Source organism: Streptomyces poonensis (genome assembly GCF_014650915.1).
GTDB classification, from domain to species: domain Bacteria; phylum Actinomycetota; class Actinomycetes; order Streptomycetales; family Streptomycetaceae; genus Streptomyces; species Streptomyces poonensis.
This window is the reverse complement of record NZ_BMVW01000001.1, coordinates 550,718-576,554: the sequence shown is the minus strand read 5'-3', so window position 1 is coordinate 576,554 and position 25,837 is coordinate 550,718. Positions and strand designations below refer to the sequence as shown.

At 71.0% G+C, this 25,837-nt stretch carries 20 protein-coding genes; 10 read left to right on the top strand and 10 right to left on the bottom strand.

Annotation, left to right across the window (positions count from 1 at the left end; genetic code table 11):
* Positions 1 to 286 precede the first annotated feature (286 nt).
* On the top strand, positions 287 to 892 hold the full coding sequence (locus IE242_RS02505) for a MarC family protein (RefSeq protein WP_189854813.1): 606 nt from the start codon (positions 287 to 289) through the stop codon (positions 890 to 892).
* A 128-nt stretch (positions 893 to 1,020) separates the two neighbouring features.
* Here the strand turns inward: IE242_RS02505 and IE242_RS02500 are convergent, their stop codons facing one another.
* Positions 1,021 to 1,173 (bottom strand): DUF8834 family protein, encoded by a 153-nt coding sequence (locus tag IE242_RS02500; RefSeq protein WP_121405831.1) that lies wholly within the window; start codon positions 1,171 to 1,173, stop codon positions 1,021 to 1,023.
* Between the two features lie 272 nt (positions 1,174 to 1,445).
* Between IE242_RS02500 and IE242_RS02495 the strand changes: the two genes are divergently transcribed.
* Positions 1,446 to 2,342, top strand: coding sequence for an NYN domain-containing protein (locus IE242_RS02495; protein WP_189854811.1), 897 nt, complete (start codon positions 1,446 to 1,448; stop codon positions 2,340 to 2,342).
* 69 nt (positions 2,343 to 2,411) lie between these two features.
* Here IE242_RS02495 and IE242_RS02490 read toward each other — a convergent pair whose 3' ends face one another.
* Together IE242_RS02490 and IE242_RS02485 are read right to left on the bottom strand one after the other, a co-directional pair.
* Entirely contained in the window at positions 2,412 to 3,305 is an 894-nt protein-coding gene (locus IE242_RS02490; RefSeq protein ID WP_189854809.1) for an alpha/beta fold hydrolase, read from the bottom strand.
* A gap of 193 nt (positions 3,306 to 3,498) precedes the next feature.
* Positions 3,499 to 5,727 carry a DEAD/DEAH box helicase gene (locus IE242_RS02485; RefSeq protein WP_373299430.1) on the bottom strand — a complete coding sequence of 743 codons (2,229 nt, stop codon included), beginning with the start codon at positions 5,725 to 5,727 and terminating at the stop codon, positions 3,499 to 3,501.
* Positions 5,728 to 6,179: 452 nt separating this feature from the next.
* Here IE242_RS02485 and IE242_RS02480 point away from each other — a divergent pair, with 452 nt between their 5' ends.
* Positions 6,180 to 6,935 carry a ferritin-like fold-containing protein gene (locus IE242_RS02480; RefSeq protein ID WP_189856324.1) on the top strand — a complete coding sequence of 252 codons (756 nt, stop codon included), beginning with the start codon at positions 6,180 to 6,182 and terminating at the stop codon, positions 6,933 to 6,935.
* Positions 6,936 to 7,152: 217 nt separating this feature from the next.
* Here the strand turns inward: IE242_RS02480 and IE242_RS02475 are convergent, their stop codons facing one another.
* The 4 genes from IE242_RS02475 to IE242_RS02460 form a co-directional block, all read right to left on the bottom strand.
* Positions 7,153 to 7,422, bottom strand: coding sequence for a hypothetical protein (locus tag IE242_RS02475; RefSeq protein ID WP_189856322.1), 270 nt, complete (start codon positions 7,420 to 7,422; stop codon positions 7,153 to 7,155).
* A gap of 450 nt (positions 7,423 to 7,872) precedes the next feature.
* Positions 7,873 to 8,100 carry a DUF3107 domain-containing protein gene (locus IE242_RS02470; RefSeq protein ID WP_189854804.1) on the bottom strand — a complete coding sequence of 76 codons (228 nt, stop codon included), beginning with the start codon at positions 8,098 to 8,100 and terminating at the stop codon, positions 7,873 to 7,875.
* Between the two features lie 164 nt (positions 8,101 to 8,264).
* Positions 8,265 to 8,909 (bottom strand): TetR/AcrR family transcriptional regulator, encoded by a 645-nt coding sequence (locus IE242_RS02465; RefSeq protein ID WP_189854802.1) that lies wholly within the window; start codon positions 8,907 to 8,909, stop codon positions 8,265 to 8,267.
* Between the two features lie 435 nt (positions 8,910 to 9,344).
* A complete protein-coding gene (locus tag IE242_RS02460; protein WP_189854800.1) occupies positions 9,345 to 9,572 on the bottom strand; it encodes an Rv3202a family protein in 228 nt (75 codons plus the stop codon).
* Positions 9,573 to 10,004: 432 nt separating this feature from the next.
* Between IE242_RS02460 and IE242_RS02455 the strand changes: the two genes are divergently transcribed.
* From IE242_RS02455 to moeZ, 6 genes are all read left to right on the top strand, one after another.
* Positions 10,005 to 11,084 (top strand): alpha/beta fold hydrolase, encoded by a 1,080-nt coding sequence (locus IE242_RS02455; RefSeq protein WP_189854798.1) that lies wholly within the window; start codon positions 10,005 to 10,007, stop codon positions 11,082 to 11,084.
* A 284-nt stretch (positions 11,085 to 11,368) separates the two neighbouring features.
* Positions 11,369 to 12,712 carry a DUF3152 domain-containing protein gene (locus IE242_RS02450; RefSeq protein WP_444545819.1) on the top strand — a complete coding sequence of 448 codons (1,344 nt, stop codon included), beginning with the start codon at positions 11,369 to 11,371 and terminating at the stop codon, positions 12,710 to 12,712.
* A 230-nt stretch (positions 12,713 to 12,942) separates the two neighbouring features.
* Positions 12,943 to 14,817, top strand: a complete 1,875-nt coding sequence (locus tag IE242_RS02445; RefSeq protein ID WP_189854794.1) for a DUF3492 domain-containing protein — start codon at positions 12,943 to 12,945, stop codon at positions 14,815 to 14,817.
* Positions 14,814 to 16,187, top strand: coding sequence for a hypothetical protein (locus IE242_RS02440; RefSeq protein WP_229858070.1), 1,374 nt, complete (start codon positions 14,814 to 14,816; stop codon positions 16,185 to 16,187). Before IE242_RS02445 ends, IE242_RS02440 begins: the two co-directional genes overlap by 4 nt.
* A gap of 257 nt (positions 16,188 to 16,444) precedes the next feature.
* Entirely contained in the window at positions 16,445 to 17,404 is a 960-nt protein-coding gene (locus IE242_RS02435; protein WP_189854792.1) for an NAD-dependent epimerase/dehydratase family protein, read from the top strand.
* A gap of 255 nt (positions 17,405 to 17,659) precedes the next feature.
* On the top strand, positions 17,660 to 18,838 hold the full coding sequence (gene moeZ / locus IE242_RS02430) for an adenylyltransferase/sulfurtransferase MoeZ (protein ID WP_189854790.1): 1,179 nt from the start codon (positions 17,660 to 17,662) through the stop codon (positions 18,836 to 18,838).
* Positions 18,839 to 18,957: 119 nt separating this feature from the next.
* Here moeZ and IE242_RS02425 read toward each other — a convergent pair whose 3' ends face one another.
* The 3 genes from IE242_RS02425 to IE242_RS02415 form a co-directional block, all read right to left on the bottom strand.
* Entirely contained in the window at positions 18,958 to 20,508 is a 1,551-nt protein-coding gene (locus tag IE242_RS02425; RefSeq protein WP_189854788.1) for an alpha/beta hydrolase, read from the bottom strand.
* A 139-nt stretch (positions 20,509 to 20,647) separates the two neighbouring features.
* Positions 20,648 to 22,198 (bottom strand): alpha/beta hydrolase, encoded by a 1,551-nt coding sequence (locus IE242_RS02420; protein ID WP_189854786.1) that lies wholly within the window; start codon positions 22,196 to 22,198, stop codon positions 20,648 to 20,650.
* A gap of 156 nt (positions 22,199 to 22,354) precedes the next feature.
* Complete coding sequence (locus tag IE242_RS02415; protein WP_229858067.1) at positions 22,355 to 25,222, bottom strand: lysylphosphatidylglycerol synthase transmembrane domain-containing protein; 2,868 nt, start codon at positions 25,220 to 25,222, stop codon at positions 22,355 to 22,357.
* A gap of 200 nt (positions 25,223 to 25,422) precedes the next feature.
* Between IE242_RS02415 and IE242_RS02410 the strand changes: the two genes are divergently transcribed.
* Positions 25,423 to 25,776, top strand: a complete 354-nt coding sequence (locus IE242_RS02410; protein ID WP_189854782.1) for an MGMT family protein — start codon at positions 25,423 to 25,425, stop codon at positions 25,774 to 25,776.
* Positions 25,777 to 25,837 lie beyond the last annotated feature (61 nt).

Sequence of the window (25,837 nt, the reverse complement as noted above, 5' to 3'; positions counted from 1 at the left end):
CGGCGGCTCACTCCTCCGGCCCTCGGCCTCTCCGGCCTTCCGGCCTTCCCTTTCTCGGCCTGCCGACGGTTCGCTGTCGCGCGCACTCGCGCTTCTGTCACGGTGACGTGTTCGCGCGTGGGTGTCCAGGCGTTCGGGTGTCGTCCGGGTGTCCGGGCGGCCGATCGCCCGCGGTGCGGGCCGGAGGGCGTTCGATGGTGTGCGCCGGGCCTGATTCGCTCCGACGGCGCTCGGCTCTCACCGCTTTCATCCCATTCCCCATCCGTACCGTCTGCAAGGCACCACCGTGTTCGATGTCGCCGTCTTCGGCTCCCTCTTCCTCACCCTGTTCGTGATCATGGATCCTCCCGGGATCACTCCGATCTTTCTCGCGCTCACCGCGGGGCGCCCGGCCAAGGTGCAGAAGCAGATGGCCTTCCAGGCCGTCTGCGTGGCCGGTGGCGTGATCACGGTCTTCGGGCTGCTCGGGCACCAGATCCTGGACTATCTGCATGTCTCGGTGCCCGCGCTGATGATCGCGGGCGGACTGCTGCTCCTGCTGATCGCACTGGATCTGCTGACCGGCAAGACGGACGAGCCGAAGCAGACCAAGGACGTGAACGTCGCCCTCGTGCCGCTGGGCATGCCGCTGCTCGCCGGTCCGGGCGCGATCGTGTCGGTGATCCTCGCGGTGCAGAAGGCGGACAGCGTGACGACGCAGATGTCCGTGTGGGCCGCGATCCTCGCCATCCACGTCGTCCTGTGGCTCACCATGCGGTACTCGCTGCTCATCATCCGCGTCATCAAGGACGGCGGAGTCGTGCTGGTGACGCGGCTCGCGGGGATGATGCTCTCCGCGATCGCCGTGCAGCAGATCATCAACGGGGTCACGCAGGTGATCCAGGGCAGTTGACCGGCCGCGGTGCCGCAGGCCGCAGGACCCAGGTCTTCGATGTGTGCGCGCGTCGCGCAGAGCCCCGTACAGCACCGTTGCCGGTGCCGTACGGGGCTCTGAAACCTTGAACCGCCGGTTGTCTTCCCTTACGAGGCCGTCGAGTCGGCGGGGCGGATCCACAGGCGCTGTCCGATGGCGGCGGCCTGCTGAACGATCCGGTTGACGGAGGCGGCGTCCACGACGGTGGTGTCCACGGGCGTGCCGTCGACGTCGTCGAGTCGCATGATTTCGAAGCGCATGGCCTCTCCCTTCGTCTGGTCATCCTCCTGATGAGGACTACTGGAGGGTTCTGCACGGAGTGCCGGTGTTCGTTCCGGTTCCGTGTTCCCACAGAAGTCAACGGGATGTGTGTTACAGACATTCCCTACGCTAAGGAAAATTTTCGCGACACTAATTACTTCCAGGTAAGAAGTGTCTGTCCGGGGCGTCGGCAAGAGGTGCCCGGCGCGTGGCGCGGGACCGACGGGGACCGGTTGTGTTCGGAGCGTGATCGTCGAGACAATGGCTCCGTATGAACGACGACCTGACGGCGCTCGGCGCCCGCATCGACCGTACGAACGAGCTGCTCCAGCGTGTGCTCGCCGAGGTGGCCAAGACACCCTCGACCCACGCGATCTTCGTCGACGCGGGGTACCTGTACGCGGCCGCGGGCCGGCTGGTCGCCGGTACGGAGGACCGCAGGTCGTTCGATCTGGACGCGGAAGGGCTCATCGACGCCCTCATCGACCGGGCGCGCACGGTCTTCGCGGACAGCCGGCTGCTCCGGGTGTACTGGTACGACGGCGCCAGACGCCGTATCCACACGGCGGAGCAGCAGTCGATCGCCGAACTGCCCGACGTCAAGGTACGGCTCGGCAATCTCAACGCGAACAACCAGCAGAAGGGCGTCGACTCCCTGATCCGTACGGACCTGGAGTCGCTGGCCCGTCACCGCGCGATCAGCGACGCGGCCCTCCTCGGCGGCGACGAGGACCTGGTGTCGGCGGTCGAGGCGGCGCAAGGGTACGGGGCACGGGTCCACCTGTGGGGCATCGAGGCACCCGAGGGACGCAACCAGGCCGAGCCGCTGCTGTGGGAGGTCGACAGCCAGCGGACCCTCGACCTCGACTTCTTCAAGCCGTACGTGTCGCGGCGGACCGCCCCCTCCTACGACGCGGCGGCCGTCACCCGGCCCACCCGCGAGGACGTGCGGTTCGTGGGCGCGCAGATCGCGGCCAAGTGGCTGGCCGCGCGCGGGCGGGAGACGCTGGGGGAGCTCCTGCACGGGCACCCGTATCTGCCGGGTTCGGTGGACCAGGATCTGCTGGTCGAGGCCGAGGGGCTGCTGCAGTACTCGCTGCGGGGGCAGGCGGATCTGCGGCGGTCACTGCGGGACGGGTTCTGGGAACACTTGCAGGCGCAGTACTAGCAGAAATAAGCAGTACCAGGAGTATCAGGAGTACTCGGAGACCGATCGCCCTGAGCGGAACTGTCGCGGTCAGTGCGTGAGGCGGTCCCAGAAGTCGGCGAGGGCGCGGGCCGTCTCCTCCGGCCGGTCGGTGTTGGGGGAGTGCTCGGCGTCGGCGATCACGGTGCGGTGGGCGCCCAGACGCACCGCCATGCCGTCGAGGAGGGGCACCGGCCAGGTGTCGTCGCGTTCGCCGGAGAGAACGTGGACGGGAAGCCGGAGGGCCGCCAGTTCGGCGACGCGGTCGGGCTCCGCGCACAGCTGGCGGCCGGTGGCGATCAGCTGGGCCGGACTGTTGGCGAGCCAGCGGCGGCGCAGGTCGGCGCGCTCGTCCAGGCCCTCGTCGAGGGTGCCGGCGTCGGTCTCCTCAGGAGCCTGCACGGGGGACTCCATGGCCTGGATGGCGTCCCACACCCCGGCCATGTCCATCACCGCGAGGGCGTCGCGCAGCAGTTTCACCCGCTGCTGCTGGGACGCGGAGATCCGGGCGGGGCCCGAGGACATCAGGGTGAGCGAGGCGAACGGCGACGGATCGAGGAGAACGGCGGCGCGAGCGATCTGGCCGCCGAGAGAGTGCCCCACGAGGTGCAGCGGCGTACCGGGGCCGATGGCCCGCACCTGGGCGAGCACGTCCTCGGCCAGCTCGTTCTGCGCGTACGGCGACTCGTCGTCCCTGGGGCCGGGGGTCTCGTACTGGCCGCGGCCGTCGACGGCGACGGTGCGGTAACCGGCGTCCGCGAGGGGCCGGTGGAGGGCGATGAAGTCCTCCTTGCTTCCGGTGAAGCCCGGCAGCAGCAGGGCCGTGCCCTTCTCGGCCGTGCCTGTCGCCGCCGCCATCTCGATCACGGCGAACTCCCCGCGCTCGGTGCGGAGGCGGTGGGCCCGGGCGCCGGGGGGAGGGGTGAAGGTAGGGGGACGGCTCATGGAGTGAGGCTATCCGGGGGGCGCCGGGGGAGGCGGGTGGGGGCCTGCCATGGGCCTGCCACGGGCCTGCCTGGGCCGCCCGTGAAACGGCGGGGCGAGGGCTTGCGGAGATGGCCCGGTACCGCAGACGGCAACCGGCCGGCCCCTCTCGGTGGAGGGACCGGGCCGTCGGGCAGGCCGGAGGCCGGACGGGTCAGGCGTCCGCGGGCTCCGTGGTGGCCGCAGCCGGGGCCGCGGTCTTGCGGGTGCGGCGGCGCGGCTTGGCCTCCGCTTCCTTGGTTTCCTCGGTGGCCTGGGCCGGGACCGTCGCCTCGGCGGCAGCGGTCTCCTTGGCGGCCGCCGTCTTGCGCGTGCGACGGCGCGGCTTGGCCTCCTTCGCCTCGGCCGTGTCCGCGGCGGACTCGGCTGCGGCTGTGGCGGACTCGGCTGCGGCTGCGGCTGTGGTCTTGCGCGTGCGACGCGGCTTGGCCGGTGCCTCGGCAGCGTCCTCCGCCGTGGCCGTGGCCGTTGCCGAGTCCGTGGTCGCTGCCGGAGCTGCGGTCTTACGGGTGCGGCGGCGGGGCTTGGCTTCGGCTTCCTTGGTTTCCTCGGTGGCCTGGGCCGGGACCGTCGGCTCGGTGGCGGTGGCGGTGGCGGTGGCGGTGGCGGTGGACTCCTTGGCGGCCGCGGTCTTGCGCGTGCGACGGCGCGGCTTGGCCGGGGCTTCCGCCGGGTCCGCCGCGATCGCGTCCGCGACCGTCGCGTCCCCGGCCGTCGTGCCCTCGGCCGTGTCCAGGGCGGCCTCCGCCGCGGGAACCGGCTCCGCGCTCTTGCGGGTGCGGCGACGGCGCGGCTTGGGAGCTTCCTCCGTGACCTGAGTCCTGGTCTCCGCCCCGGTCTCAGCCGTGCTCTCCGTCGTGGTCCCCGCCGTGTCCACGGCCTCGGTGGCCCGAGAGGTCTCCTGGCCGGCCGACTGGTCCGTCGACGTTCCGCCGCGCGTACGGCGACGGCGGCGCGGTTCGCCGGGCGTGGCCGGAGCGACCGGCGCAGTCGGCTCGGGGGAGCCCGCCGGGGTTTCGCCGGCCGGAGCTGCCGGAGCACCGGCGGCCTGCGGGTCGACCGGTGCGCCGGCGCGGGTACGACGGCGACGGCGGAGGGCGCGCGCCGGGCGTTCCCGGCGCTCCTCACGGTCCCGGCGGTCCTCGCGGTCCTCCCGGTCCTTCGCGGAACGGCCGCCGCGCGTGCGCGAGCCCGTCTCGCCCAGGTCCTCCAGCTCCTCGGCCGCGAGCCCGGCGCGGGTGCGCTCCGAGCGCGGGAGCACGCCCTTGGTGCCCTCGGGAATGCTCAGGTCCGCGAAGAGGTGCGGCGACGTGGAGTACGTCTCCGGCGGGTCGTTGAACGGGAGGTCCAGCGCCTTGTTGATCAGCTGCCAGCGCGGGATGTCGTCCCAGTCGACCAGCGTGATCGCCGTACCGGAGTTGCCGGCGCGACCCGTGCGGCCGATGCGGTGGAGGTAGGTCTTCTCCTCCTCCGGCGACTGGTAGTTGATGACGTGGGTCACGCCCTCGACGTCGATGCCGCGCGCGGCGACGTCGGTGCAGACCAGGACGTCGACCTTGCCGTTGCGGAACGCGCGCAGCGCCTGCTCGCGGGCGCCCTGGCCGAGGTCGCCGTGGACCGCGCCGGAGGCGAAGCCGCGGCGCTGGAGCTGCTCGGCGATGTCCGCGGCCGTGCGCTTGGTACGGCAGAAGATCATCGCCAGGCCCCGGCCCTCGGCCTGCAGTATGCGGGCGACCATCTCGGGCTTGTCCATGGAGTGCGCGCGGTAGACGTGCTGCGAGATGTTCGCGACCGTCGCGCCCTCGTCGTCCGGCGCCGTGGCCCGGATGTGTGTCGGCTGCGACATGTAGCGGCGGGCCAGACCGATCACCGCGCCCGGCATGGTGGCCGAGAACAGCATGGTCTGGCGCTTGGCCGGAAGCATGTTGATGATCTTCTCGACGTCGGGCAGGAAGCCCAGGTCGAGCATCTCGTCGGCCTCGTCGAGGACCAGGCACTTGACGTGCTTCAGGTTCAGCTTCTTCTGGCCGGCCAGGTCCAGCAGGCGGCCCGGGGTGCCGACGACCACGTCGACGCCCTTCTTCAGGGCCTCGACCTGGGGCTCGTACGCGCGGCCGCCGTAGATCGCCGTGACGCGCACATTGCGTACCTTGCCCGCGGTCAGCAGGTCGTTCGTGACCTGCGTGCAGAGCTCGCGCGTCGGGACGACGATGAGGGCCTGCGGGGCGTCGGTGAGGGCCTCGGGCTGGGCGCGGCCCGCCTCCACGTCGGCGGGAACGGTGACGCGCTCGAGGAGCGGAAGGCCGAAGCCGAGCGTCTTGCCGGTGCCCGTCTTGGCCTGGCCGATGACGTCGGTGCCGGAGAGGGCGACCGGAAGCGTCATTTCCTGGATGGGGAAGGGGGTGATGATGCCGACGGCTTCCAGGGCCTCGGCGGTCTCCGGAAGGATTCCGAGTTCACGAAACGTCGTAGTCAGGGTGCTGCCTCTTCTTGTGTGTGCGGTGCGAGGCGAGCGCGGGGGTCGTCCAGGACCGTGCCGGGGACGTCGGCGCCTCACGGCGGGCCGTTGGGCACGGGACCACTGCCGACGCTCTAGCGCTCGTACCGCTGAGGGTCCCTCCGATCGTCGTACGTGCCGTACGGTCAGGGAGGGCTGTCGGGTCGGAGCCGATCGGGCCACCGACCGGGCATCCTCATTCGTGCGGCCCGTCGAATACTCGGCGGGCGCATTACCACCATACCCCGGATTCGCGCACATGCGATGGCCGATTTGGTCACGTAGTGGTCGTCACACTGATTGACCAGGGCCTTCCGCCGCGCGGCGGGCGGGCTATTGTGCGCTTCATGACGACGTCTGACAAGCCTGATCACGCTGCCGACACCGCTGCCGAGCCCACCGGGGTCGCCGCCCAGGACTGGGGACGTGCCTCCGCCGACCCGCAGTACCGCGCCGCGGTCGTGGATCTGCTCGGGGCGCTCGCGTACGGGGAGCTGGCGGCGTTCGAGCGGCTCGCGGAGGACGCCAAACTGGCGCCGACGCTGGTGGACAAGGCCGAGCTGGCGAGCATGGCGTCGGCGGAGTTCCACCACTTCGAGCGGCTGCGGGACCGGCTCACCGAGATCGGCGAGGAGCCGACGCAGGCCATGGAGCCGTTCGTCGCCGCACTCGACGGCTTCCACCGGCAGACGGCGCCCTCGGACTGGCTGGAGGGACTCGTCAAGGCGTACGTCGGCGACTCGATCGCCAGCGACTTCTACCGGGAGGTCGCGGCACGTCTGGACGCGGACACCCGCGCCCTCGTGCTCGCCGTGCTCGACGACACCGGGCACGCGAGCTTCGCCGTCGAGAAGGTGCGCGCGGCCATCGACGCGGACCCGCGCGTGGGTGGACGTCTCGCACTGTGGGCACGGCGGCTCATGGGCGAGGCGCTGTCGCAGTCGCAGCGGGTCGTCGCCGAGCGCGACGCGTTGTCGACCATGCTCGTCGGCGGAATCGCGGACGGGTTCGACCTCGCCGAGGTCGGCAGGATGTTCTCGCGTATCACCGACGCGCACACCAAGCGGATGGCGGCGCTCGGGCTGGCTGCCTGAGCGGGCCGGCTGTGCGGGCTGCCTGTGCGGGCCGCCTGTGGGCTGGCTTCGCGTACTGGCTGAGCAGGCTGCGGCTGGACGACCGTGCTGGGCGGAGGGCGTGGGGGTGCCCGGCCTGCTTGGGGGTGCCCGGCCTGCTGCCCGACTGCGCCTTCTGAGCGCTCAGGGATGCCGGCCGCCGCGTGTGGTCGTACGGCGCTCGGTCGGCCGCGGCGTGCTACGCCGTGGCCGACCGGCGACGGAATCTTTCCGCCGGCCGGAGCAGCAGCGACAGCGAGGCCGCCGAGACGATCAGCGCGCCGGCCAGCACGACCAGGAGGTGCCCGGCCTCCAGCGCGGTGTGCGTGACGAACGCGCCGAACAGCGCTCCCGCGACGCCGGTCGACAGGACCAGGACGCGCGACGGCAGACGGTGCGGCAGCCGGAGCACGGCTGCCCACGCGAGGGCGAGACCGAGAACCGCGGAACCGAGCGCTTCCAAGAGCATCATGGGGTTCCCTCCGCACGGCCAGGGGCAAATCGGTCGTAGCCGGTCCTACCCTCCGCGTGCGGATGCCAATCCTTCCTGCGGTCGGCATGTGCTCCATCTGTGCAGTTCAGCCCAGCAGTTCAGGCCATGGGCGGAGTGAGGCCGGATACGAAGACACGGCCCTGGGAGCGCGGGCGGGCAGCGGAGCACCGAAGGGCGCCACAGCGCGTACGCGGGCGAGCTTGCCGGGAGGCGCGTACGCGGACGACGCGTGCCGGAGCAGGAGACGCTTCTCAGGGCAGGAGACGCGTGGGAGGGGCGTGCAGGGGGCGTGGGCCACCCGAAAGCCGGAGGTAGGTGCATGCGCACGCTGGAGGGCCCGGCGGCAATCGCCGCCGGGCCCTCCAGCGCTTACTCGCTCACTCGGTGCCGCGCTCCACAGCAGGTGCTTCGCTGCGCAGCGCTCCCTTACAGCGCGCTGAAGCCGACCTTGCGCACGGAGGGCTCACCGATCTCCACGTACGCCAGACGGTCGGCCGGGACCAGGACCTTGCGGCCGTGGTCGTCCACGAGGCTCAGCAGCTGCGACTTGCCGGCCAGCGCCTCGGACACCGCGCGCTCGACCTCCTCGGCGGTCTGACCGCTCTCCAGAACGATCTCGCGGGGCGCGTGCTGCACGCCGATCTTGACCTCCACGGCTAAGTCCCTCCGACGGTCAGTTAGGTGCGCGGCCGTCCGCGCCGTACCCAGCACACATTAGCCCGGCTGAGGGGGCGAACACGGCCCGGCCATGAACGCCAGGAGCGAACAGCCGAGGGGAACAGGGGACAGAGTCCCCGGTGGCCGCGGAGGAAGGCGTCTCAGTGGGCCTGATCGATGCCGTGCAGCGGGAAGCCCGCGATGCCCCGCCAGGCCAGCGAGGTCAGCAGCTGGACCGCCTGGTCGCGCGGCACGCTGCGGTCGCTGTGCAGCCAGGAACGGGCCACCACCTGGGCCAGGCCGCCCAGCCCGGACGCCAGCAGCATCGACTCCGCGCGCGACAGGCCGGTGTCCTCCGCGATGACGTCGCAGATCGCCTCAGCGCACTCGTTGGTGACCTTGTCGACGCGCTCGCGCACCGCGGGTTCGTTCGTCAGGTCCGACTCGAAGACCAGGCGGAAGGCGCCGCCGTCGTCCTCCACGTACGCGAAGTACGCGTCCATCGTCGCACGGACACGCTGCTTGTTGTCGGTCGTCGACGCAAGGGCGTTCCGCACGGACTGGATCAATGACTCGCAGTGCTGGTCCAACAGGGCCAGATACAGGTCCAGCTTTCCGGGGAAGTGCTGGTAGAGCACCGGCTTGCTGACGCCGGCGCGTTCGGCGATGTCGTCCATCGCGGCCGCGTGATAACCCTGAGCGACGAAGACCTCCTGGGCGGCGCCCAGAAGCTGGTTCCGTCGGGCTCGGCGCGGCAGGCGAGTGCCCCGCGGGCGTACCGCCTCTGTCTGCTCGATGGCTGTCACGCCGCCTCCCAAATTCGTCCACATGCGGTGTGCGCCGCGCCGCCATCGTACTTTTCGGTAACCCTGGTGTGCGCGGTGCCAGCGCAGAATTTCACGGACCGGACGCCGGGGAAATGGTGTGGATCGCGCCAAACGGGGGCGGGGTGGGCGGCCGGGCGTCCGGTCCCGTCGCCCGTATGTCCGATGCCTCGCTCACCAGTGTCTCTCCCCTCATGTCACCAGGACATTCGGATCGGTGTCGCGCGCGGATCGGTGTCCCGCGCGCGACATCCACCGCCGACGCCCCGGTCACCGGCACGCCGGCTCCGGCAGCGGCGCCTGTGGGGCGGCAGCCGGGGGCGAGCGGAGGCGCCAGTGGCGTCCGCCCCGGTGCCTTACCGGTGCCCGTTCCGCTGTCCGTTCCGCTGTCCGTGCATTCCGGTGTCCCCCGTGGTGTCACCGGTAGTCGTCCTCGTCCAGCTCGACGACCCGTGCCTGCTCGATGCGGTCGGCCTCGTTGGCGCTGTACGACTCGATGCTGACCAGCGGGTCGTCGCCGTTCGGCGCGACGTCCGTCTGCTGCTCGGCGGCGTCCGCCTCGGGGGCTTCGACGTCGAACTCGGTGGACTCGGTGGCGTCCGGCTGGTCGTCGAGGGTCTCGGGATCGGTGGGGTCGACGGTCATACGGGGCTCCCTTCCAGGACTTTCCGCTCCTCCGGGCAGGACTTGCCTTCCCCGTCCTTCCCGGCGGGACTTCTCTGCCTTCTCCGGGACTCGCAGTCCCTGGACATGCCTGTGAATGTTCCTGTCTTCCCGCAGCGCAACCCTGCTTCCTCCTCTCGGAGTGTCGGTGCCCCTGCCGGAACTCCCGAGCCGGAGCTTCTCCGACACATCGCTCGTGGACGTCACCTCTCCGAACGTCCTTCGAGCGTCCCCGGAAAGAAGCAGGGATCTCTGCGGGTGCCCTGTTTTCGAGCCTAGGAGACACCCGATGACGACGCTATGCGATCTGCCCGCGACCTTGGCGGAGAGCGCGACGCCCACCCGTGCGCACTCGGCCGGCTCTGTGACGGCGAACACGTGAACCACTACGTGATCGTCTCGTAACATTGCCGCATGTCTTCGACCGAGCTGCCGTCAGTGCCGCCTGCCAATGTGCTCCCGAAGGTGGCACCCGTCAGGGTCGCGGAGGGTGAGCGGTTGCGGTCGGTCGGACTGCAGGGGGTCACGCTGACCGTCCGGTCCAGACCGCCGGTGCGGGAGGGGCTGCCGCCCGCGCTGTACGTGCACGGGCTGGGCGGTTCCTCGCAGAACTGGTCGGCGCTGATGCCGCTGCTCGACGGACTGGTCGAGGGTGAGGCGCTCGACCTGCCCGGCTTCGGTGACTCCCCGCCGCCGGACGACGGCAACTACTCGATCACCGGGCATGCGCGCTCGGTGATCCGTTTTCTCGACGCGGCCGGGCGTGGGCCCGTCCACCTTTTCGGTAACTCCATGGGTGGCGCGATCGCCACGCGTGTCGCTGCCGTACGCCCCGATCTCGTCCGTACGCTGACGCTGATCTCGCCCGCGCTGCCGGAGATCCGCGTGCAGCGGTCGGCGCTGCCGACGGGGCTGCTGGCACTGCCGGGTGTGGCCGCGCTGTTCACGCGGCTCACCAGGGAGTGGACCGCCGAGCAGCGTGTCCGAGGGGTCACGGCACTGTGCTACGGCGACCCCGGGCGCGTGACACCGGAAGGGTTCCGCCACGCGGTGGAGGAGATGGAGAGGCGGCTGCAGTTGCCGTACTTCTGGGACGCGATGGCACAGTCCGCGCGCGGGATCGTGAACGCGTACACCCTGGGCGGCCAGCACGGGCTCTGGCGCCAGGCCGAGCGGGTCCTCGCGCCCACCCTCCTCGTCTACGGCGGCCGCGACCAGCTGGTGTCGTACCGCATGGCCCAGCGGGCCGCCCGCGCCTTCCGCGACTCCCGGCTGCTGACCCTGCCGGACGCGGGGCACGTGGCGATGATGGAGTACCCGGAGACGGTGGCCGCGGCGTTCCGGGAACTGTTCGCGGACACCCGGCCGTCGGCCGACGAGTCATCCGGCGTGGGGTCCGGCGCCGAGCCCACCAGCACTGTTTCCAGTACCGGGTCCGCTACCAGGTCCGCGACCACGGATTCGGGTACTGACGTCTCCGGCACGGGGAGTTGAGGCGCGGCGTGGGACGGCACAGCCGCAAGGGACGGTCCGCGAAGAGCCAGGCAGCCGACGTGTCGGTGGCTCCGGGGACGGGGCCGGGAGACCGGACGGCCGCTGGTGGGACACCGGCATCGGTGCCGCCCGTTCCGTCCGCGGGACCCTCCGTTCCCTCCCCGGGGCCTTCCGTACCTTCCGCGGGGCCTTCGGGGCGTTTCGCAGGGCCTTCGGTTCCTCCCGTATCGGGTGGGGGCGGGCGGCGTTTCCCTGACCACACTCCTGCTCACGGCACCCCTCGTGTGCGTGGCGGGCACCCGGAGCAGCGTGAGGCCGGTGGTGGCTGGGGGTCCTTCGCCGACGGGACGGCGGGCGCGCCCGGTGCGAGTGCCGCGGCCAATGCCCGGACCGGGATTCCCTCGAGCCCGAGCACGCGCGCGGGGTCCCATGCCACCGCTGGACCGGGTATGGGCGTGGGACCGGGTGACTTCGGACCTCGTATACCCCGGCAGCGGGAGCAGCCTGCCTCCGGACCTGCCGCGGACACCGGCACCGGGGCTGGGCCCGCTTACACGCACCTGCCTCCCGCAGGACCCCGGCAGGCCTATCTCGACGCCTTCGAAGAGGTCGACGACGTCTTCGCGCCTGGGCAGAGGCACCGAGTCGCTTTCGGCGCGGAGGCGGACACGAGGACCGGTGGGACCGGTGGTCCCGGTGGGACCGGCGGCCCTGGCAGCCCCGGCGGCTTCGGTGGTCCCGGTGACTTCGGTGGTTCCGGTGGCACCGGCGGGTCCGGTGACACGCCGGCCGAGGCTCCGGCGACCGAGAAGGGCAAGGGAGGCAAGAGGCGGGCGTTCACGGGCATCGCGGCCGCCGCGGTGACCACCGCGCTGGCCGTCGTCGTGGCCGGACAGGTCACCAACGGGCGTGACGGTGCCGCCGTGCAGTCGCAGGCCGCCGGGGGCGGTGAACGGGACAGCCGTCCCGACTCCGCCTCGCGGGGCGACGGGCGGCCGACCCCGTCCGGTACCCCGGACGCGACGGTGTTGTCGTACGGCCAGAAGATGGACAAGAAGTACGAGATCGGCGCCGACTACGCGGGGAGCGGGGAGTTCCAGGCGGTCGCGGGCTTCGACAAGGGGCCGGGTACGGGCCAGAAGTACCGTTACCGCGTCGATGTCGAGAAGGGGCTCGGGCTGGACGCGGAGCTCTTCGCGGAGGCCGTGCAGGTGACCTTGAACGACGACCGGAGCTGGGCCCACAACGGGGGCCGGACCTTCGAGCGGATCTCCTCCGGCAAGCCGGACTTCGTCATCACGCTGGCCAGTCCCGGCACCACGGCCACCTGGTGCGCCAAGTCGGGCCTGGACACGACCATCGACAATGTGTCCTGTGACTCCGCCGCCACCGACCGCGTGATGATAAACGCCTATCGCTGGGCCCAGGGCGCGGAGACGTACGGCGACCGGATCCATGAGTACCGGCAGATGCTGATCAACCACGAAGTCGGCCACCGCCTCGGATACAACCACGTGACCTGCGACAAGGACGGCGAACTCGCGCCCGTCATGCAGCAGCAGACGAAGTTCCTGGAGTACGAGGGCATCCGGTGCGAAGCCAACCCCTGGCCGTTTCCCGGGAACTGACGGCGGGACCGTCCAGGAGAGTCGTTCTCCCAGGTCCTGACGGAGCGTGACTGCCTGATGCTGTAGAGCGGCAAACGCCTCGCGTCAGCGAAAGTTACGGCTGTTCACCCCTTCCGGTGGCGCGACGGACAACCGTCCGTCGCGCCACCGTCATGTCCGCATACGTTCGTCCCGCTGCGAGCCGCCGGTGTCGACGGTGGCTGACCGAACGCGAGATTGGGGGTGCACACGTGCGCATCGGACTGCTTACTGAGGGTGGCTACCCGTATGTGAGCGGTGACACCGGGCTCTGGTGCGACCGCCTCGTGCGCGGACTCGCGCAGCACGAGTTCGACGTCTACGCGCTCAGCCGCAGCGAGCGGCAGGAGGACGAGGGCTGGCTCCCGCTGCCTCCGCAGGTCAGCCGGGTGCGGACGGCGCCGCTGTGGACGGCCGTGGACGACGGCGTCGTGCACGGGCGCCGAACCCGTCGACGGTTCGCCGAGGCATACGGGGAACTGGCGGCCGCCGTCTGTGGAGCGGGATGGGTGGGAGGAGCGGGGCCGGCGCACGCCTTCGACAATGAGGCGGACCGTTTCGGCAATGCCCTGTACGCGCTCGCCGAACTCGCGCGGGACGAGGGAGGACTGGTCGGCGCGCTGCGTTCGGAAGCCGCCCTGAACTTGCTCGAACGCGCCTGCCGCGCGCCCGGCGCACTGCGCGCCGCCCGAGAGGCGCGCGTGCCCGACCTGCTCACCGTGGCCGCAGACCTCGAACGCGCCCTGCGCCCTCTCTCGCTCGACTGGTACGAGGACGACGGGCTCGGTTCGGTCGACCTGTGCCACGCGGCGACCGGTGGAAGCGCCGCGCTGACCGGACTGCTGGCCCGTCACTTCTCCGGGGTCCCGCTGCTGGTCACGGAGTACGGCGTGCGGCTACGGGCGTACTACCTGACGTCCGCCGGGGACGCGCCGGTCCGAGCGCTGCTCGCCTCCTTCCGCGGACAGCTGGCCGCCGAGACGTACCGGCAGGCCGCCTGCGTCACGCCCGGCAACGCGCACGCCCGCCGCTGGCAGGAACGGTGCGGCGCCGAGAGCGCCAAGATCCGTATCGTCCACCCGGGCTTGAGGGTGCTCCGCTCCGCCGACGTGGCCGAAGCCGCGGAGCGCGCCGACTGCTGCACCCTGGTCTGGGTCGGCCGAATCGAACCCGAGAAGGACCTGATCTGCCTCCTGCACGCCCTCGCGGAGATCCGCCGCAGCGAGCCGAGGGCCCGACTGCGCATCATCGGTGCCCCCGCGGACGGACCTGACGGCGCGGGCCACCTCAGGCAGTGCGAAGCCCTGGCCGCGTGTCTCTTCCCCGACAAGGCGGAGGGCGAGGCGGAGGGGGAGACGGAGAGCAAGACACAGAACGTGTTTCCGGGTGGCGGCAGCCCGGTGTCGTTCGAGGCGGTGGGCGACCAGGGGCTGCCGGGCGTGGCGGAGGCCTATGCGGCCGGTTCGGTCGTGGTCCTGTCGAGTGTCGCCGAGGACTTCCCCGTCAGCCTTGTCGAGGCCATGCTCTGCGGCCGGGCGACGGTGTCGACCGACGTGGGCGCGGTGGCGGAGGTCATCGGTGGCACGGGGCTCGTCGTGCCACCGCGCAGTCCGCAGGCCCTCGCGGCGGCGTGTACGGCGCTGCTGCGTGATCCCAAGCGCCGTGCGCGCCTCGGCGCAGCCGCCCGCGCACGCGCTCTCGAACTCTTCACCGTGGAGCGGAACATCGCGGCGTTCAGCGGCATCTACCTGGAGATCATCTCGCGCTTCCCGGTGCGGAGGACGGTCCTGGACGAGACGGGTGGGCCGTTGCCGTTCGGTATCCCAGCCGAAGCCCGTGTCCCCTGGCGATGGACGCAGCAGTCCCGGCCGACGGCCCGTGTCGGCCCGCGCTGGGCGGTGGAGGGACCGGTCCGGGAGACGCCAGTGGGAAGGACCCCGGCCACGGCCCCGGCGGCAACCACCGCACCCGCTCAGGCCGACGCTGCCGTTGAGGCCGATGCCCTCGTTCAGGCCGATGCTCTCGTACGGGACGAAGCTCCCGTGCCGACGCCGACCTCCGCAGGAACGGGTGAGGTGGCGCGATGAACGAGCGAGGGCCTACGGGCGACAGCGACCTGGGTGAGCTGCGCACATCACATGCCTGGCCCGATGCGGGGGAGTCACGTTCCTCCGATGCGGGGGAGTCCAGAGCATGGCCGGAGGCGGAGGAGCTGATCGAACGGGGCGCGGAGGACCGGCCGCAGACGCCGACCAGCCCGGCTCCCTGGGACACCCGGCCGGAGACATGGCCTCTGGCGGCGGCAGGAGAGACAGGAGACATGTACGTACGGGCCGAGCCGGCCGCGCACACGATGAGGCGTACGCCCCCCACCGGCCATGGCGCCGCGGACCCCGTCAAAGCGCTGTTGCGCCGCCACCGCCAGCTCTGCGAGCGAGCCGTCGACCCGCTCGAGATCGCTGCCCGCCTCGAGGCGCACGGCATGACCGACCGCGCCGCCGCCCGCTTCCGGCACCGCGACGTGTTCTCGCTGGCCGAGGAACTGTACGCACGCATGCCCCGCGTAGAAGAGGAGCGGACACCGGAGCGTGGTGCGGTCGATGCGCCGGACCCGCACGCCGGAGGAATGAAGCCCGCCGTGACCACCCTCCTGCCCGGTGCCCTGTGCGCGGTGACCGTGGCCGGCGTACACCTCACCGAGGGCCGGCCGCGTCTCGTCACGGCCGCCGTCGGAACCCTGGCCGTCCTGCTCGGACTGCGGGCCGCACTGCGCAGGGGACCGCTGCGCGTGCCCTCCGGTCTCACCGGCTCCACCGGCGGTCCGCGCGCGTGGACGTGCTGGCTGCTCGCGTACGCCTTCTGCGGTGACGGACTGCTGAGCGCCGCCCTCGACGGCGGGCCGGACGGGCCCTGGCCGGTGACCACCGCGCCGGTCCTGGCCCTGGCTCTGGCCTGCGCCCCCGCGATCTGGTGCGTTCGCCTCTTCGCCGTGCGGGCCCGTCGTGGACTGGTCGTGAGCAGGAGCCTGAAGGAGTTCGCCGGCCTGGTGCGTCCTCTTCTCCTCGGCGTGCTCACCGTCTTCCTGTGTGCCTTGGGCGCGCTGCTCGCCCTGTGCGCGACAGCTCTGGACGAGCCCGCCTCGTACGCCGGAGGGGGCTCCCTCGGGGCACTGTTGCTACTGGCACTCCTGCTCACGGCGCACGGTTCCACGCACGCTCCCACTGTCGTCCTCGCGGCGGCGGGCGCTGGCGAGGTGACCGCTCTGGCCACGGTCTTCGCCGGCCGTCTGCCGGGCTGCTCGTTTCTGACCGTCCCGGTGCAGACGGTCGTCGTGGCCTGGGGAGCGGGCGCTGTGCCGGGGCTCGTCTGCGGGCTCGCCGCCCTGGTCCTCCTGGCGCACGCCACTCGGACTCTCACCCGGGCCTCGGCCCACGCCCTGCCCCCCGGATCCCCTTGAACCTCGGTTCGCCACCGCCACCGCCACCGCCACCGTCTCCGCCACAGCTGCGGCGGAGGCCCGTCCCGGCCCCCACGGCGCGCCCCCGGAGACGCCGAGCCGCGAGCGACCGGCCCGCGACCCGGCGACGGGTCGCGAAGCCGCCCCTCCCGCGGGGCCGACACCGCGGGCCGTCCCCCGAGCCACGGCACCACCCCGTAAGGAGAACGCCAGATGATCACCTCCCGAACCGGAGCATCCGTCCCGGGAGCCGCCCGATGAGGGTCCTGCTGATCGGAGCCAACGGATATCTCGGCCGATTTGTCGCCGACCGCCTGCTCGCCGACCCGGCCGTGCAGCTCACCGCGCTGGGCCGGGGCGACGACGCCGACGTACGGTTCGACCTCGCGACCGGCAGCCCGGGCGCGCTCACCCGCTTCCTCGACGCGGTCCACCCCGGAGTCGTCATCAACTGCGCCGGAGCCACCCGCGGCGGCGCACGCGAACTCACCCGCCACAACACCGTCGCCGTCGCCACTGTCTGCGAGGCCCTCCGCCGCAGCGGTTGCGGGGCGCGCCTCGTCCAGATCGGCTGCGCCGCCGAGTACGGCCCGAGCCAGCCCGGCTCCTCGACCGCTGAGGACGCCGTACCGCGTCCCGGCGGCCCGTACGGCGTGAGCAAGCTCGCCGCCACCGAACTGGTCCTCGGCTCCGGGCTGGACGCCGTCGTGCTGCGCGTGTTCTCGCCCGCCGGTCCCGGTACCCCGGCCGGATCGCCGCTGGGCCGCCTTGCCGAAGCCATGCGCCGTGCCATGCAGTCCGGCGACGGTGAACTCAAACTCGGTGGCCTCGGCGTCCAGCGTGACTTCATCGACGTCCGTGACGTCGCCCGCGCCGTCCACGCCGCCTCCCTCTCCGCCGCCCAGGGAGTGATCAACATCGGCTCGGGCCGTGCCGTGCGCCTCCGCGACGCCGCCGCCGTCCTCGCGCGGGTCGCCGGTTACGGTGGCGCCCTGCACGAGCTCGACGCCCCACCCGGGCATGTCCGGCCGGTGATCGGGCACCCGCGCAGCGACCCGGACCACGTGGCGCCGGTCGTCTACCCCTACCCGGACGGCTGCGGCAGCTGGCAGCAGGCCGACGTGCGCACGGCCCGCGACCGCCTCGGCTGGCGGCCCCGCATCAACCTCGAGGAGTCGCTCGCCGACATCTGGATGGAGGCGGCATGCCGTATCTGACCAGCACGGCGACCGGTACGGCGAGCACGGCTCAGCCCACTTCGACGAGGCCCTCGCACCGTCCGCTGTCCAGGCGCCGCCACAAACCCCCTCGCCGATCGCACGGACCCCGGCCTGACCGGCCCCTGGCACTCCGTGCCCGGCTGCTGGGACGGCATCGTCTCGCGTGTCGGACCAGGTGTCTCGGAATGGAAAAGGGCGTGGCAGTGTTACAGGGAGAACAACCGTAGTGATTGACCGATCAACGGAGTCCCCGTGTCGCTGCCACCCCTGGTCGAGCCAGCTTCTGAGCTCACCGTAGACGAGGTCCGCCGGTACTCCCGCCACCTGATCATTCCCGATGTGGGGATGGACGGGCAGAAGCGGCTGAAGAACGCCAAGGTGCTCTGTGTGGGCGCCGGTGGCCTGGGCTCGCCTGCCCTGATGTACCTGGCCGCGGCGGGCGTCGGCACCCTCGGCATCGTGGAGTTCGACGAGGTCGACGAGTCGAACCTGCAGCGCCAGATCATCCACAGCCAGTCCGACATCGGCCGCTCCAAAGCCGAGTCCGCGCGGGACTCGGTCAAGGGGATCAACCCGTACGTGAACGTTGTCCTGCACGAGGAGCGGCTCGAGGCCGACAACGTGATGGACATCTTCAGCCAGTACGACCTGATCATCGACGGCACGGACAACTTCGCGACCCGCTACCTGGTCAACGATGCCTGCGTGCTGCTGAACAAGCCGTATGTCTGGGGCTCGATCTACCGCTTCGACGGCCAGGCGTCCGTGTTCTGGTCCGAGCACGGCCCCTGCTACCGCTGCCTCTACCCGGAGCCCCCGCCCCCCGGCATGGTGCCGTCCTGCGCCGAGGGCGGCGTCCTGGGCGTGCTGTGCGCGTCCATCGGCTCCATCCAGGTCAACGAGGCGATCAAGCTCCTCGCCGGCATCGGTGAGCCGCTGGTCGGCCGACTGATGATCTACGACGCCCTGGAGATGCAGTACCGCCAGGTCAAGGTCCGCAAGGACCCGAACTGCGCGGTCTGCGGCGAGAACCCGACCGTCACCGAGCTCATCGACTACGAGGCCTTCTGCGGCGTCGTGTCCGAGGAGGCCCAGGCGGCGGCCGCCGACTCGACGATCACTCCCAAGCAGCTCAAGGAGTGGATCGACGACGGCGAGAACATCGAGATCATCGACGTCCGCGAGCCCAACGAGTACGAGATCGTCTCGATCCCGGGCGCCAAGCTGATTCCGAAGAACGAGTTCCTCATGGGCACCGCCCTGGAGAGCCTCCCGCAGGACAAGAAGATCGTCTTGCATTGCAAGACGGGTGTCCGCAGTGCGGAAGTCCTCGCCGTGCTGAAGTCGGCGGGCTTCTCCGACGCGGTCCACGTCGGCGGCGGTGTGATCGGCTGGGTCAACCAGATCGAGCCGCAGAAGCCGGTCTACTAGGCCGAGGTCGTCCACGGAGGGGTCCGGCACCGCGGGTGCCGGGCCCCTTTCCGTTGATCGCGCGGTCCAGGGAGCCGCCGGGGCGGGCGGGTGTTGGAGCTGTCCGCCCGCCGGCTCCGTTATGAGCAGACCATTCCGTCCTGCGGCGTCTTCCCGTCCAGCAGGTACGCGTTCACCGTGGAGTCCACGCAGTCGCTCCCGCTCCCGTACGCCCCGTGGCCCTCGCCCTTCCAGGTCAGTTCCACGCCGACGTTCTCCCCCAGCTCGTCCGCCATCTTCCGCGCGCCCTCGTACGGCGTCGCCGGGTCCCCGGTGTTGCCCACCACCAGCACGGGGGCGGCCCCTGCCGCGCTCACCTCCGGTGTGTCGTACTGACCGGGCACCGGCCAGTCGTGGCACCAGCCCGCCGTGTCCCAGCCCAGGAACTCGCCGAACACGGGCGAGATCTTCCGGAACTCCGGCAGCAGCTTCTTGGTCTCCTCCGGTGTCGGCCGCTGCTTGTCGTCCAGGCACGATATGACCCGTTGTGAATGCGCCTGCGTGCCGTACTGACCCGAGGGGTCCCGCTCGTTGTAGCCGTCGGCGAGGGCGAGCAGTGCTGAGCCGTCCCCGTTCCCGGCCGCGTCGAGAGCGCTGGTCAGGGTGGGCCAGCTCTGCTCGCTGTAGAGGGGCAGGACGATGCCCGTGAGCGCCAGCGTCTGGGTGAGCTCGCGGTCCGAGGACGTCGGCAGCGGCTCCGCGTCGAGGCGGTCCAGCAAGTCCACGATCTTCTGCGTTCCCTGCTTCGGATCCTGACCGGTGGACTCGAGGTAGTTGTCGAGGGCGCGCTGGAAACCGCGGGCCTGGTGCTTGGCGTGCCCCACGGTGTCGGCGCTCGGGTCGACGACCGCGTCCAGCACCAGACGACCCACGTTCTCGGGGAACAGGTGGGCGTAGACACCGCCCAGCTCGGTGCCGTACGAGATGCCGAAGTAATGCATCTTCTCGTCGCCGAGGATCTGCCGCATCAGATCCATGTCGCGTGCCGTGTCGGTGGTCGACACATGCGCCATCAGCTTGTCCGCGGCCTTCTCGCAACCTGCCCCGAAGCTCGCCGCGTCCTTGAAGAAAGCCCTCTCCTCATCGGCGTCGTCCGGTGTGACGTCGACGGACTCGGCGGCCTGGATCTCCTCGTCGCTGCGGCAGCGCACGCCTTCACTGGCGGCGACCCCGCGCGGATCCCAGCTCACCAGGTCGTACCGCTCGTGCAGCTTGCCGGCGAGGGTGGCGTACGAGGGCATCATGGACACGCCCGAGCCACCCGGGCCGCCGAAGTTGAACAGGAGCGAGCCGATGCGTTCGCTGCCGCCGCCGCTGGCCTTCGACCGGATCAGTGCGAGGTCGATCGTCTCCCCGTCGGGCTTGTTCCAGTCCAGGGGTGCCTTCAGCGTCGCGCACTGCCAGCCGCCGCCGGGTGCGGGACCGTCCGGTGTGGCCTCGCACTGCCCCCAGGCGAGCTTCTGCGAGGTCAGTGAGGCGGGCAGCTTGGACGTACTGCCCGTCGAGGACGTGGCCGACGGGCTCGGGTCCGCCTTCCCGTCGTCCGTGCCGCCCCCGGACGAGCCGCCACCGCAGCCGGCCATCAGCAGGACGACGGCGGCCAGCCCCGTCCACCGTACGAATCGCGCCATGTGCACTTTCCCCCTCGCAATGTCGTCCACCGTGGGTCGCGGATGACAGTGATGCCATCGTAGGTGTAGTGCCGCGAACACCGCGGAAGCCTGTGGATAACTCTCTGACCTGGACTTCTGTGGGTGCATGGCTTTCGTTTCACGAGCACACGGTCCCCGCCGCGGGCACCTTTCCGTTGAGCAGATAGCCGTTCACGGCGTCGCGCACGCAGGTGTTTCCGCTGTCGTACGCGCCGTGTCCCTGGCCCTTGTACGTCAGTTCCACCCCGACGTCCTCGCCGAGGGCGGCCGCCATCTTCCGCGCCCCCTCGTACGGCGTGGCGGGGTCGCCGGTGTTGCCGATCACGAGGATCGGTGCCGCGCCGGGTGCGGCGACATCGGGGTGCTCGGCCGCTCCGGGCACGGCCCAGTCGGTGCAGCCGATCATGCCCCAGGCCAGGTAGTCACCGAAGAGCGGGGAGGCGGCCCGGAACCGGGGGAGTCTCGCCCGCACGTCGGAGACGGTGTAGCGCGGTGCGGCGTCCGCGCAGTTGATGGCCGTGTTCGCCGCGGTGGTGTTGCTGTACTCGCCGTTCTCGTTGCGTCCGTTCATCGAGTCGGACAGCAGCATCAGCGCGCTGCCGTCACCGTCGTACGCCTGTTCCAGGCCCTCGGTCAGGTAGTCCCAGAATGCCTGCGAGTACAGGGCCTGGGCGATTCCGCCGGTCGCGGCGGTCTGGGTGAGTTCGCGGGGGAAGATTCCGGGAATCGGCTTGCTGTCGAGGCTCTTCAGCAACTGGGCGATCCGGTCCTTGACGTCCTCCGCGCTGTCGCCCACCGGGCAGTCCTCCTCTTTCGCCACGCAGTCCCGCGCATAGTTGTCGAGCGCGAGCTGGAAGCCCTCGGCCTGCCCGAGTGACCCCTGCTCGGGAGTCTGTGTCGGGTCGACGACGGCGTCGAAGACGGCCCGTCCCACCTTCTCGGGGAACAGGTGGGCGTAGACGCCGCCGAGTTCGGTGCCGTACGAGATGCCGAAGTAGTGCAGTTCGTCGTCGCCGAGGATCTGCCGCATCAGGTCGATGTCGCGGGCCGCGTCCGTGGTGCGGACGTGCGGCAGCGTCCTGCCGGAGTTCTTCGCGCAGGCGGAGTTGAATTCCTTCGTGTTGTCCAGGAAGTTCTCCTGTTCCGCCTTGTCGTCGGGTGTCATGTCCTGCTGGAAGTAGGTGTCGAGTGCGTCGTCGTCCTGACACTTCACCGGAGCGCTGCGGCCCACCCCGCGTGGGTCGAAGCTCACCAGGTCGTAGCGGGTGCGCAGGGTTTCGTAGTCCTCGGCGAACGCCGGCAGGGTCGTGACGCCGGAACCGCCCGGGCCGCCGAAGTTGAAGACGAGCGAGCCGATGCGTTCGTTCCCGTCGCCGCTCGCCCCGGCCCGGATCAGCGCGATGCCGATCGTCTCCCCGTCCGGCTTGTCCCAGTCGAGTGGCGCCTTGAGGGTGGCGCACTGCCACTCGTCACCGTTCGGCAGTGGAGATGGCGCTCCGCCGTCGCCCTGCGACTGGGACGGTGCCGGGCAGTCCTTCCAGTCGAGCTTCTGGGCCGTCAGGTCCTCGTCCTCCTCGGTGCCGCTGTCATCGCAGCCCGACAGCGGCGTGCACAGCAGGAGAGCGGTGACGGTCAGGGCGGCAGCGCGCAGCCGGGGCGGATTGGGCATGCCTTCATCCTGGGCTCGTCCGGTGGCGGGCGCTCGGGGCGCGGGCCGTGCGGGTGAGAAGCATCTCGCGGCGGCTCCGCGGCCCCGTACGGAAACGTGGGCGCCGGCGGCGCACCAGCACGCGCGCGTGGGTGTGTTTCGTCTCTCGGCAGGCGCCTACAGTGCGCCCTTCCGTGTCAGATGGTTGAACGCCAGCCAGCCCGGCAGAACGGGCAGCCACAGGGTCAGCAGACGGTAGAGCAGCACGGCCGGAGCGGCGACCTCCTTGGGCAGCCCGACGGCGATGAGACCGACGGTGAGGGTGGCCTCGACCGCGCCCACACCGCCCGGGGTCGGGGCCGCGGAGCCGAGGGCGTTGCCGGCGAGGAAGACCACCGCGACGCTGGCGAGGGTCAGCGTGGGCATGTCCTCCCGGCCGAACGCCCGGATCGACGCGTCCAGGCACATCACGAAGGAGAACGTGAGCAGCAGCATGCCGCCGATGCCCGTGATCAGCTTCTGGGGCCGCTGCAGCACGTCCAGCATGCGCGGAACGACACCCGCGAACAGCGACCTCACGCGCGTGACGACGAACTTGCGCAGAAACGGCACCGAAGTGACCACGAGGACCAGTACCGCCACCGTCAGCAGGCCCGCGATGACCGTGCGGGACGGTGACAGGGACGGTGTCTTCTCCGTACCGGTCAGGTAGCCGAACGCCAGCAGCATCACGATGTGGCATCCGAGACCGAACAGCTGCGACGCCCCCACGCTCGCCACCGCGAGCCCCGGCCGCACCCCCGCGCGCTGCAGGAAGCGTGTGTTGAGGGCGACACCGCCGACCGCGGCGGGCGCCACGATCTTCACGAACGAGCCGGCGACCTGGGCCGCCACTGTCCGCGGGAAGGGCACCCGCTCCGGCACGAAGCCCAGCAGGCTCATGGCCGCCGCGACATAGCTCAGCGCCGCGAAGAGGACGGCGGCGAGGACCCAGCCCCACTCGGCGTTCTCGATGAGCGGTCCAAACTCGATGTGGGTGAGTTGCGTCAGCAGGAAGTACGCGCCGATGGCACCGGCCATGAAACTGATCAGGGTGCGTGGCCTGACCCGCTCCAGGCGGGCCGGTTCGACCGGGGCCTGCGGTCTGATCAGCAGTACCTGGTGGCGGATCTGGGTGAGCAGGTCCTCCTCGCGCGCCTCTTCGATGGCCTCGTCGATCGCCCGCTTCTCGGCGCGCTGCTCGGCCCGTTCGGCCTTCTTGTCGGGCTTGTCGAGTTTGTCAGGTTTCGCGGTGCCCATCTCGGTGTCGGTTCCGCGGGACTCCGCCAGGCGAGCCTGTTTGGCCTGCTGGGACGCCTGAAGGACCGCCTCGCGTTCGCGCTCCGCCCGCTCCCGGGCCAGTCTGCGCAGCGTCGCGCGATGGGAGCGGGTCAGCGCGATGGGCTGCAGCATGGGCAGACAGTCCGCCACCGCGTCGGGACCGAGGACGCCGACCGCGGAGGCCACGGCGCGCTCGGCGCCGACGCGCAGTCCGAGCGTGGTCACCAGCTGGGCGACGTCCATGCGCAGCAGCAGATCGCCGGCCGCGATCTCGCCGCCCCGCAGATCGGTGAGGACCACGGTGCCGGAACGATCCACCAGGATCGCGTCGCCCGCGAGCCTGCGGTGTGCGATGCGCCGGGACTGCAGTGCCTTCACCTGGTGCCAGGTGTCCCGCAGCAGGTCGTCGGTGATCTCGTCGTCGGACAGGGAGTCGAGGGTGCGGCCGCCGGTGTGCTCGTAGACGAGCATCACGGCGTCCGGACCGAGCTCCGAGGTGGCGATCAGCTTGGGTGCGTTGGCGCCGGCCGCGATGGCCGCGTACGCCAGCAGTGCCTCCTGCTCCAGCGCCTGGCGCAGGGACTGCAGGCTGCTGCGGGTGGCGAAGCCGCGCAACGTCAGATTGCGCCAGACACGGTAGAAGAAGCCCTGGGCCTGCTGCTCCCGGTCGACCACCGTGACGTCCAGCGGCGGGCCGTCCTCCAGGGTCACGAAGTACCGCCGGCCCCGGTCGCCGGTCTCCGACTCGGGCGCCTCGACACGGGCCGCGCTCACCGGCCTGAAGCCGACGCGCCGCAGGCCCGCCATCAGGGTCCGCCCCGTGGGTCGCACGTTGGGCGAGCCGACCGCGTACACCGTTCCGTAGGCGACGGACCAGCCGATCAGCACCGTCAGGATGATCGAGAACGGCGTCGTGTAGCCCGTGACCAGCATGGAGAACGCGTCGAGCAGCAGCACGATCCACAGCACCGCGCGCCAGCGAGGTCTGCGTGACATGCCGACGGCCGTCATGTACGCGATCACTGGGGCGAGATAGCCGTGCACCGGGTCGGTGAGGGCGTGTATGTCGCCGGGGGAGGGCTGGGTGAGCGCCTCCTGGATGGAGTCGGGGGCGGCCCTGGCGACCCACAGGTCGGTCGCGAGCGTCACTCCGTGCGCGAGGACGGCCGCGAGGACGCCGTCGGCGATGCGTAGTCCGTCCCGTTTGATCAGTCGCTCGATCGCGAAGGCGACCGGCACGAGGAGGATCGCGATGCTGGACGCCAGACCCGCGATCTTGATCAGCAGGTCCGGTGCCTGACCGGTGCCCTTGTTGATGTCCTGTTCGAGCCCGGACGTGGTGCCGTGTGCGAACGCGGCGATGGCCAGCAGCACCACGATCGCGAGCACGCCCACCAGGAGTCGCATCAGGTCGGAGGGGCGGTGCACGCGCGCGGGAAGCAGCGGTTCGTCGCCCTCGACCTCGCCGGAGTGCCCTTCGTCCACGACGTCCGCACTCCGATCGATCTGTTGTTCGGCCTTGTTGTGCGCCGTGACGGGCGGCTTCCGGTCCGTCGCCATCGAGAGACCCGTCCCCTCTGATCCGGGTGCGGCCTCGGGGTGCGTCCTCGGGGCAGTCGTGCCCGTCTCGTCCGTGCCCTTGTCGTCCGTGCCTGTCTCGGCCGGGTCGACGGCGTCCGGGCGCGACGACGCCTCAGAGGTGCCCGCAGTCTTTTCCGGGTGCACGCCCTGCCGCCTCGTCGTCTCTTCGTGGTCTCGTATCACCAGTCACCGCCCGCACGATGGTGGCATGCCCCACCGACACACACGGACATCAGGGTGCAATGCGGGGGCGCACAGTCTGCCTCAGGCGCCGCGCGAGGGCGAGGTGAGCGCGGGGCCGCAGCCACCTCCCATTGTCGGTGGGGTCGGGCAGGATGGGGTGGATGAGCGAGGAAGGCCTTCCGGCGGACGCCCTGCCGGAGTACGCGGAGCGGGTCCTCGACGTCGCCGAGCTGATTCCGCCCGGACGCGTCATGACGTACGGGGACATCGCCGATTGGCTGGGAGAGGGCGGCCCCCGCCAGGTGGGGCGGGTGATGGCCCTGTACGGAGGGGCCGTGCCGTGGTGGCGGGTGGTGCGCGCAGACGGTGTGCTGCTTCCAGGGCACGAACTGAGGGCTCTCGGGCGCTACCGCGCAGAGGGCACCCCCCTGCGCGAGGCCGGCCGTGCCGCAGAGGGACATATGCCGCGTATAGATATGAAGCGGGCGAGGTGGGATGGAGACGGAGAGGCATGAAGCGCCGTCTGACACTGCCCGGCGCCTGGCGGGTACGTGACCGATCCTTGCCCCTCGCCGG

Bases quoted from the DNA above. Each gene is read 5' to 3' on its own strand.
- IE242_RS02500 (WP_121405831.1), bottom strand. From the start codon at position 1,173: ATGCGCTTCGAAATCATGCGACTCGACGACGTCGACGGCACGCCCGTG.
- IE242_RS02495 (WP_189854811.1), top strand. From the start codon at position 1,446: ATGAACGACGACCTGACGGCGCTCGGCGCCCGCATCGACCGTACGAAC.
- IE242_RS02490 (WP_189854809.1), bottom strand. From the start codon at position 3,305: ATGAGCCGTCCCCCTACCTTCACCCCTCCCCCCGGCGCCCGGGCCCAC.
- IE242_RS02485 (WP_373299430.1), bottom strand. From the start codon at position 5,727: ATGACGCTTCCGGTCGCCCTCTCCGGCACCGACGTCATCGGCCAGGCC.
- IE242_RS02475 (WP_189856322.1), bottom strand. From the start codon at position 7,422: ATGCTCTTGGAAGCGCTCGGTTCCGCGGTTCTCGGTCTCGCCCTCGCG.
- IE242_RS02460 (WP_189854800.1), bottom strand. From the start codon at position 9,572: ATGACCGTCGACCCCACCGATCCCGAGACCCTCGACGACCAGCCGGAC.
- IE242_RS02455 (WP_189854798.1), top strand. From the start codon at position 10,005: ATGTCTTCGACCGAGCTGCCGTCAGTGCCGCCTGCCAATGTGCTCCCG.
- IE242_RS02440 (WP_229858070.1), top strand. From the start codon at position 14,814: ATGAACGAGCGAGGGCCTACGGGCGACAGCGACCTGGGTGAGCTGCGC.
- IE242_RS02435 (WP_189854792.1), top strand. From the start codon at position 16,445: ATGAGGGTCCTGCTGATCGGAGCCAACGGATATCTCGGCCGATTTGTC.
- IE242_RS02425 (WP_189854788.1), bottom strand. From the start codon at position 20,508: ATGGCGCGATTCGTACGGTGGACGGGGCTGGCCGCCGTCGTCCTGCTG.
- IE242_RS02420 (WP_189854786.1), bottom strand. From the start codon at position 22,198: ATGCCCAATCCGCCCCGGCTGCGCGCTGCCGCCCTGACCGTCACCGCT.
- IE242_RS02410 (WP_189854782.1), top strand. From the start codon at position 25,423: ATGAGCGAGGAAGGCCTTCCGGCGGACGCCCTGCCGGAGTACGCGGAG.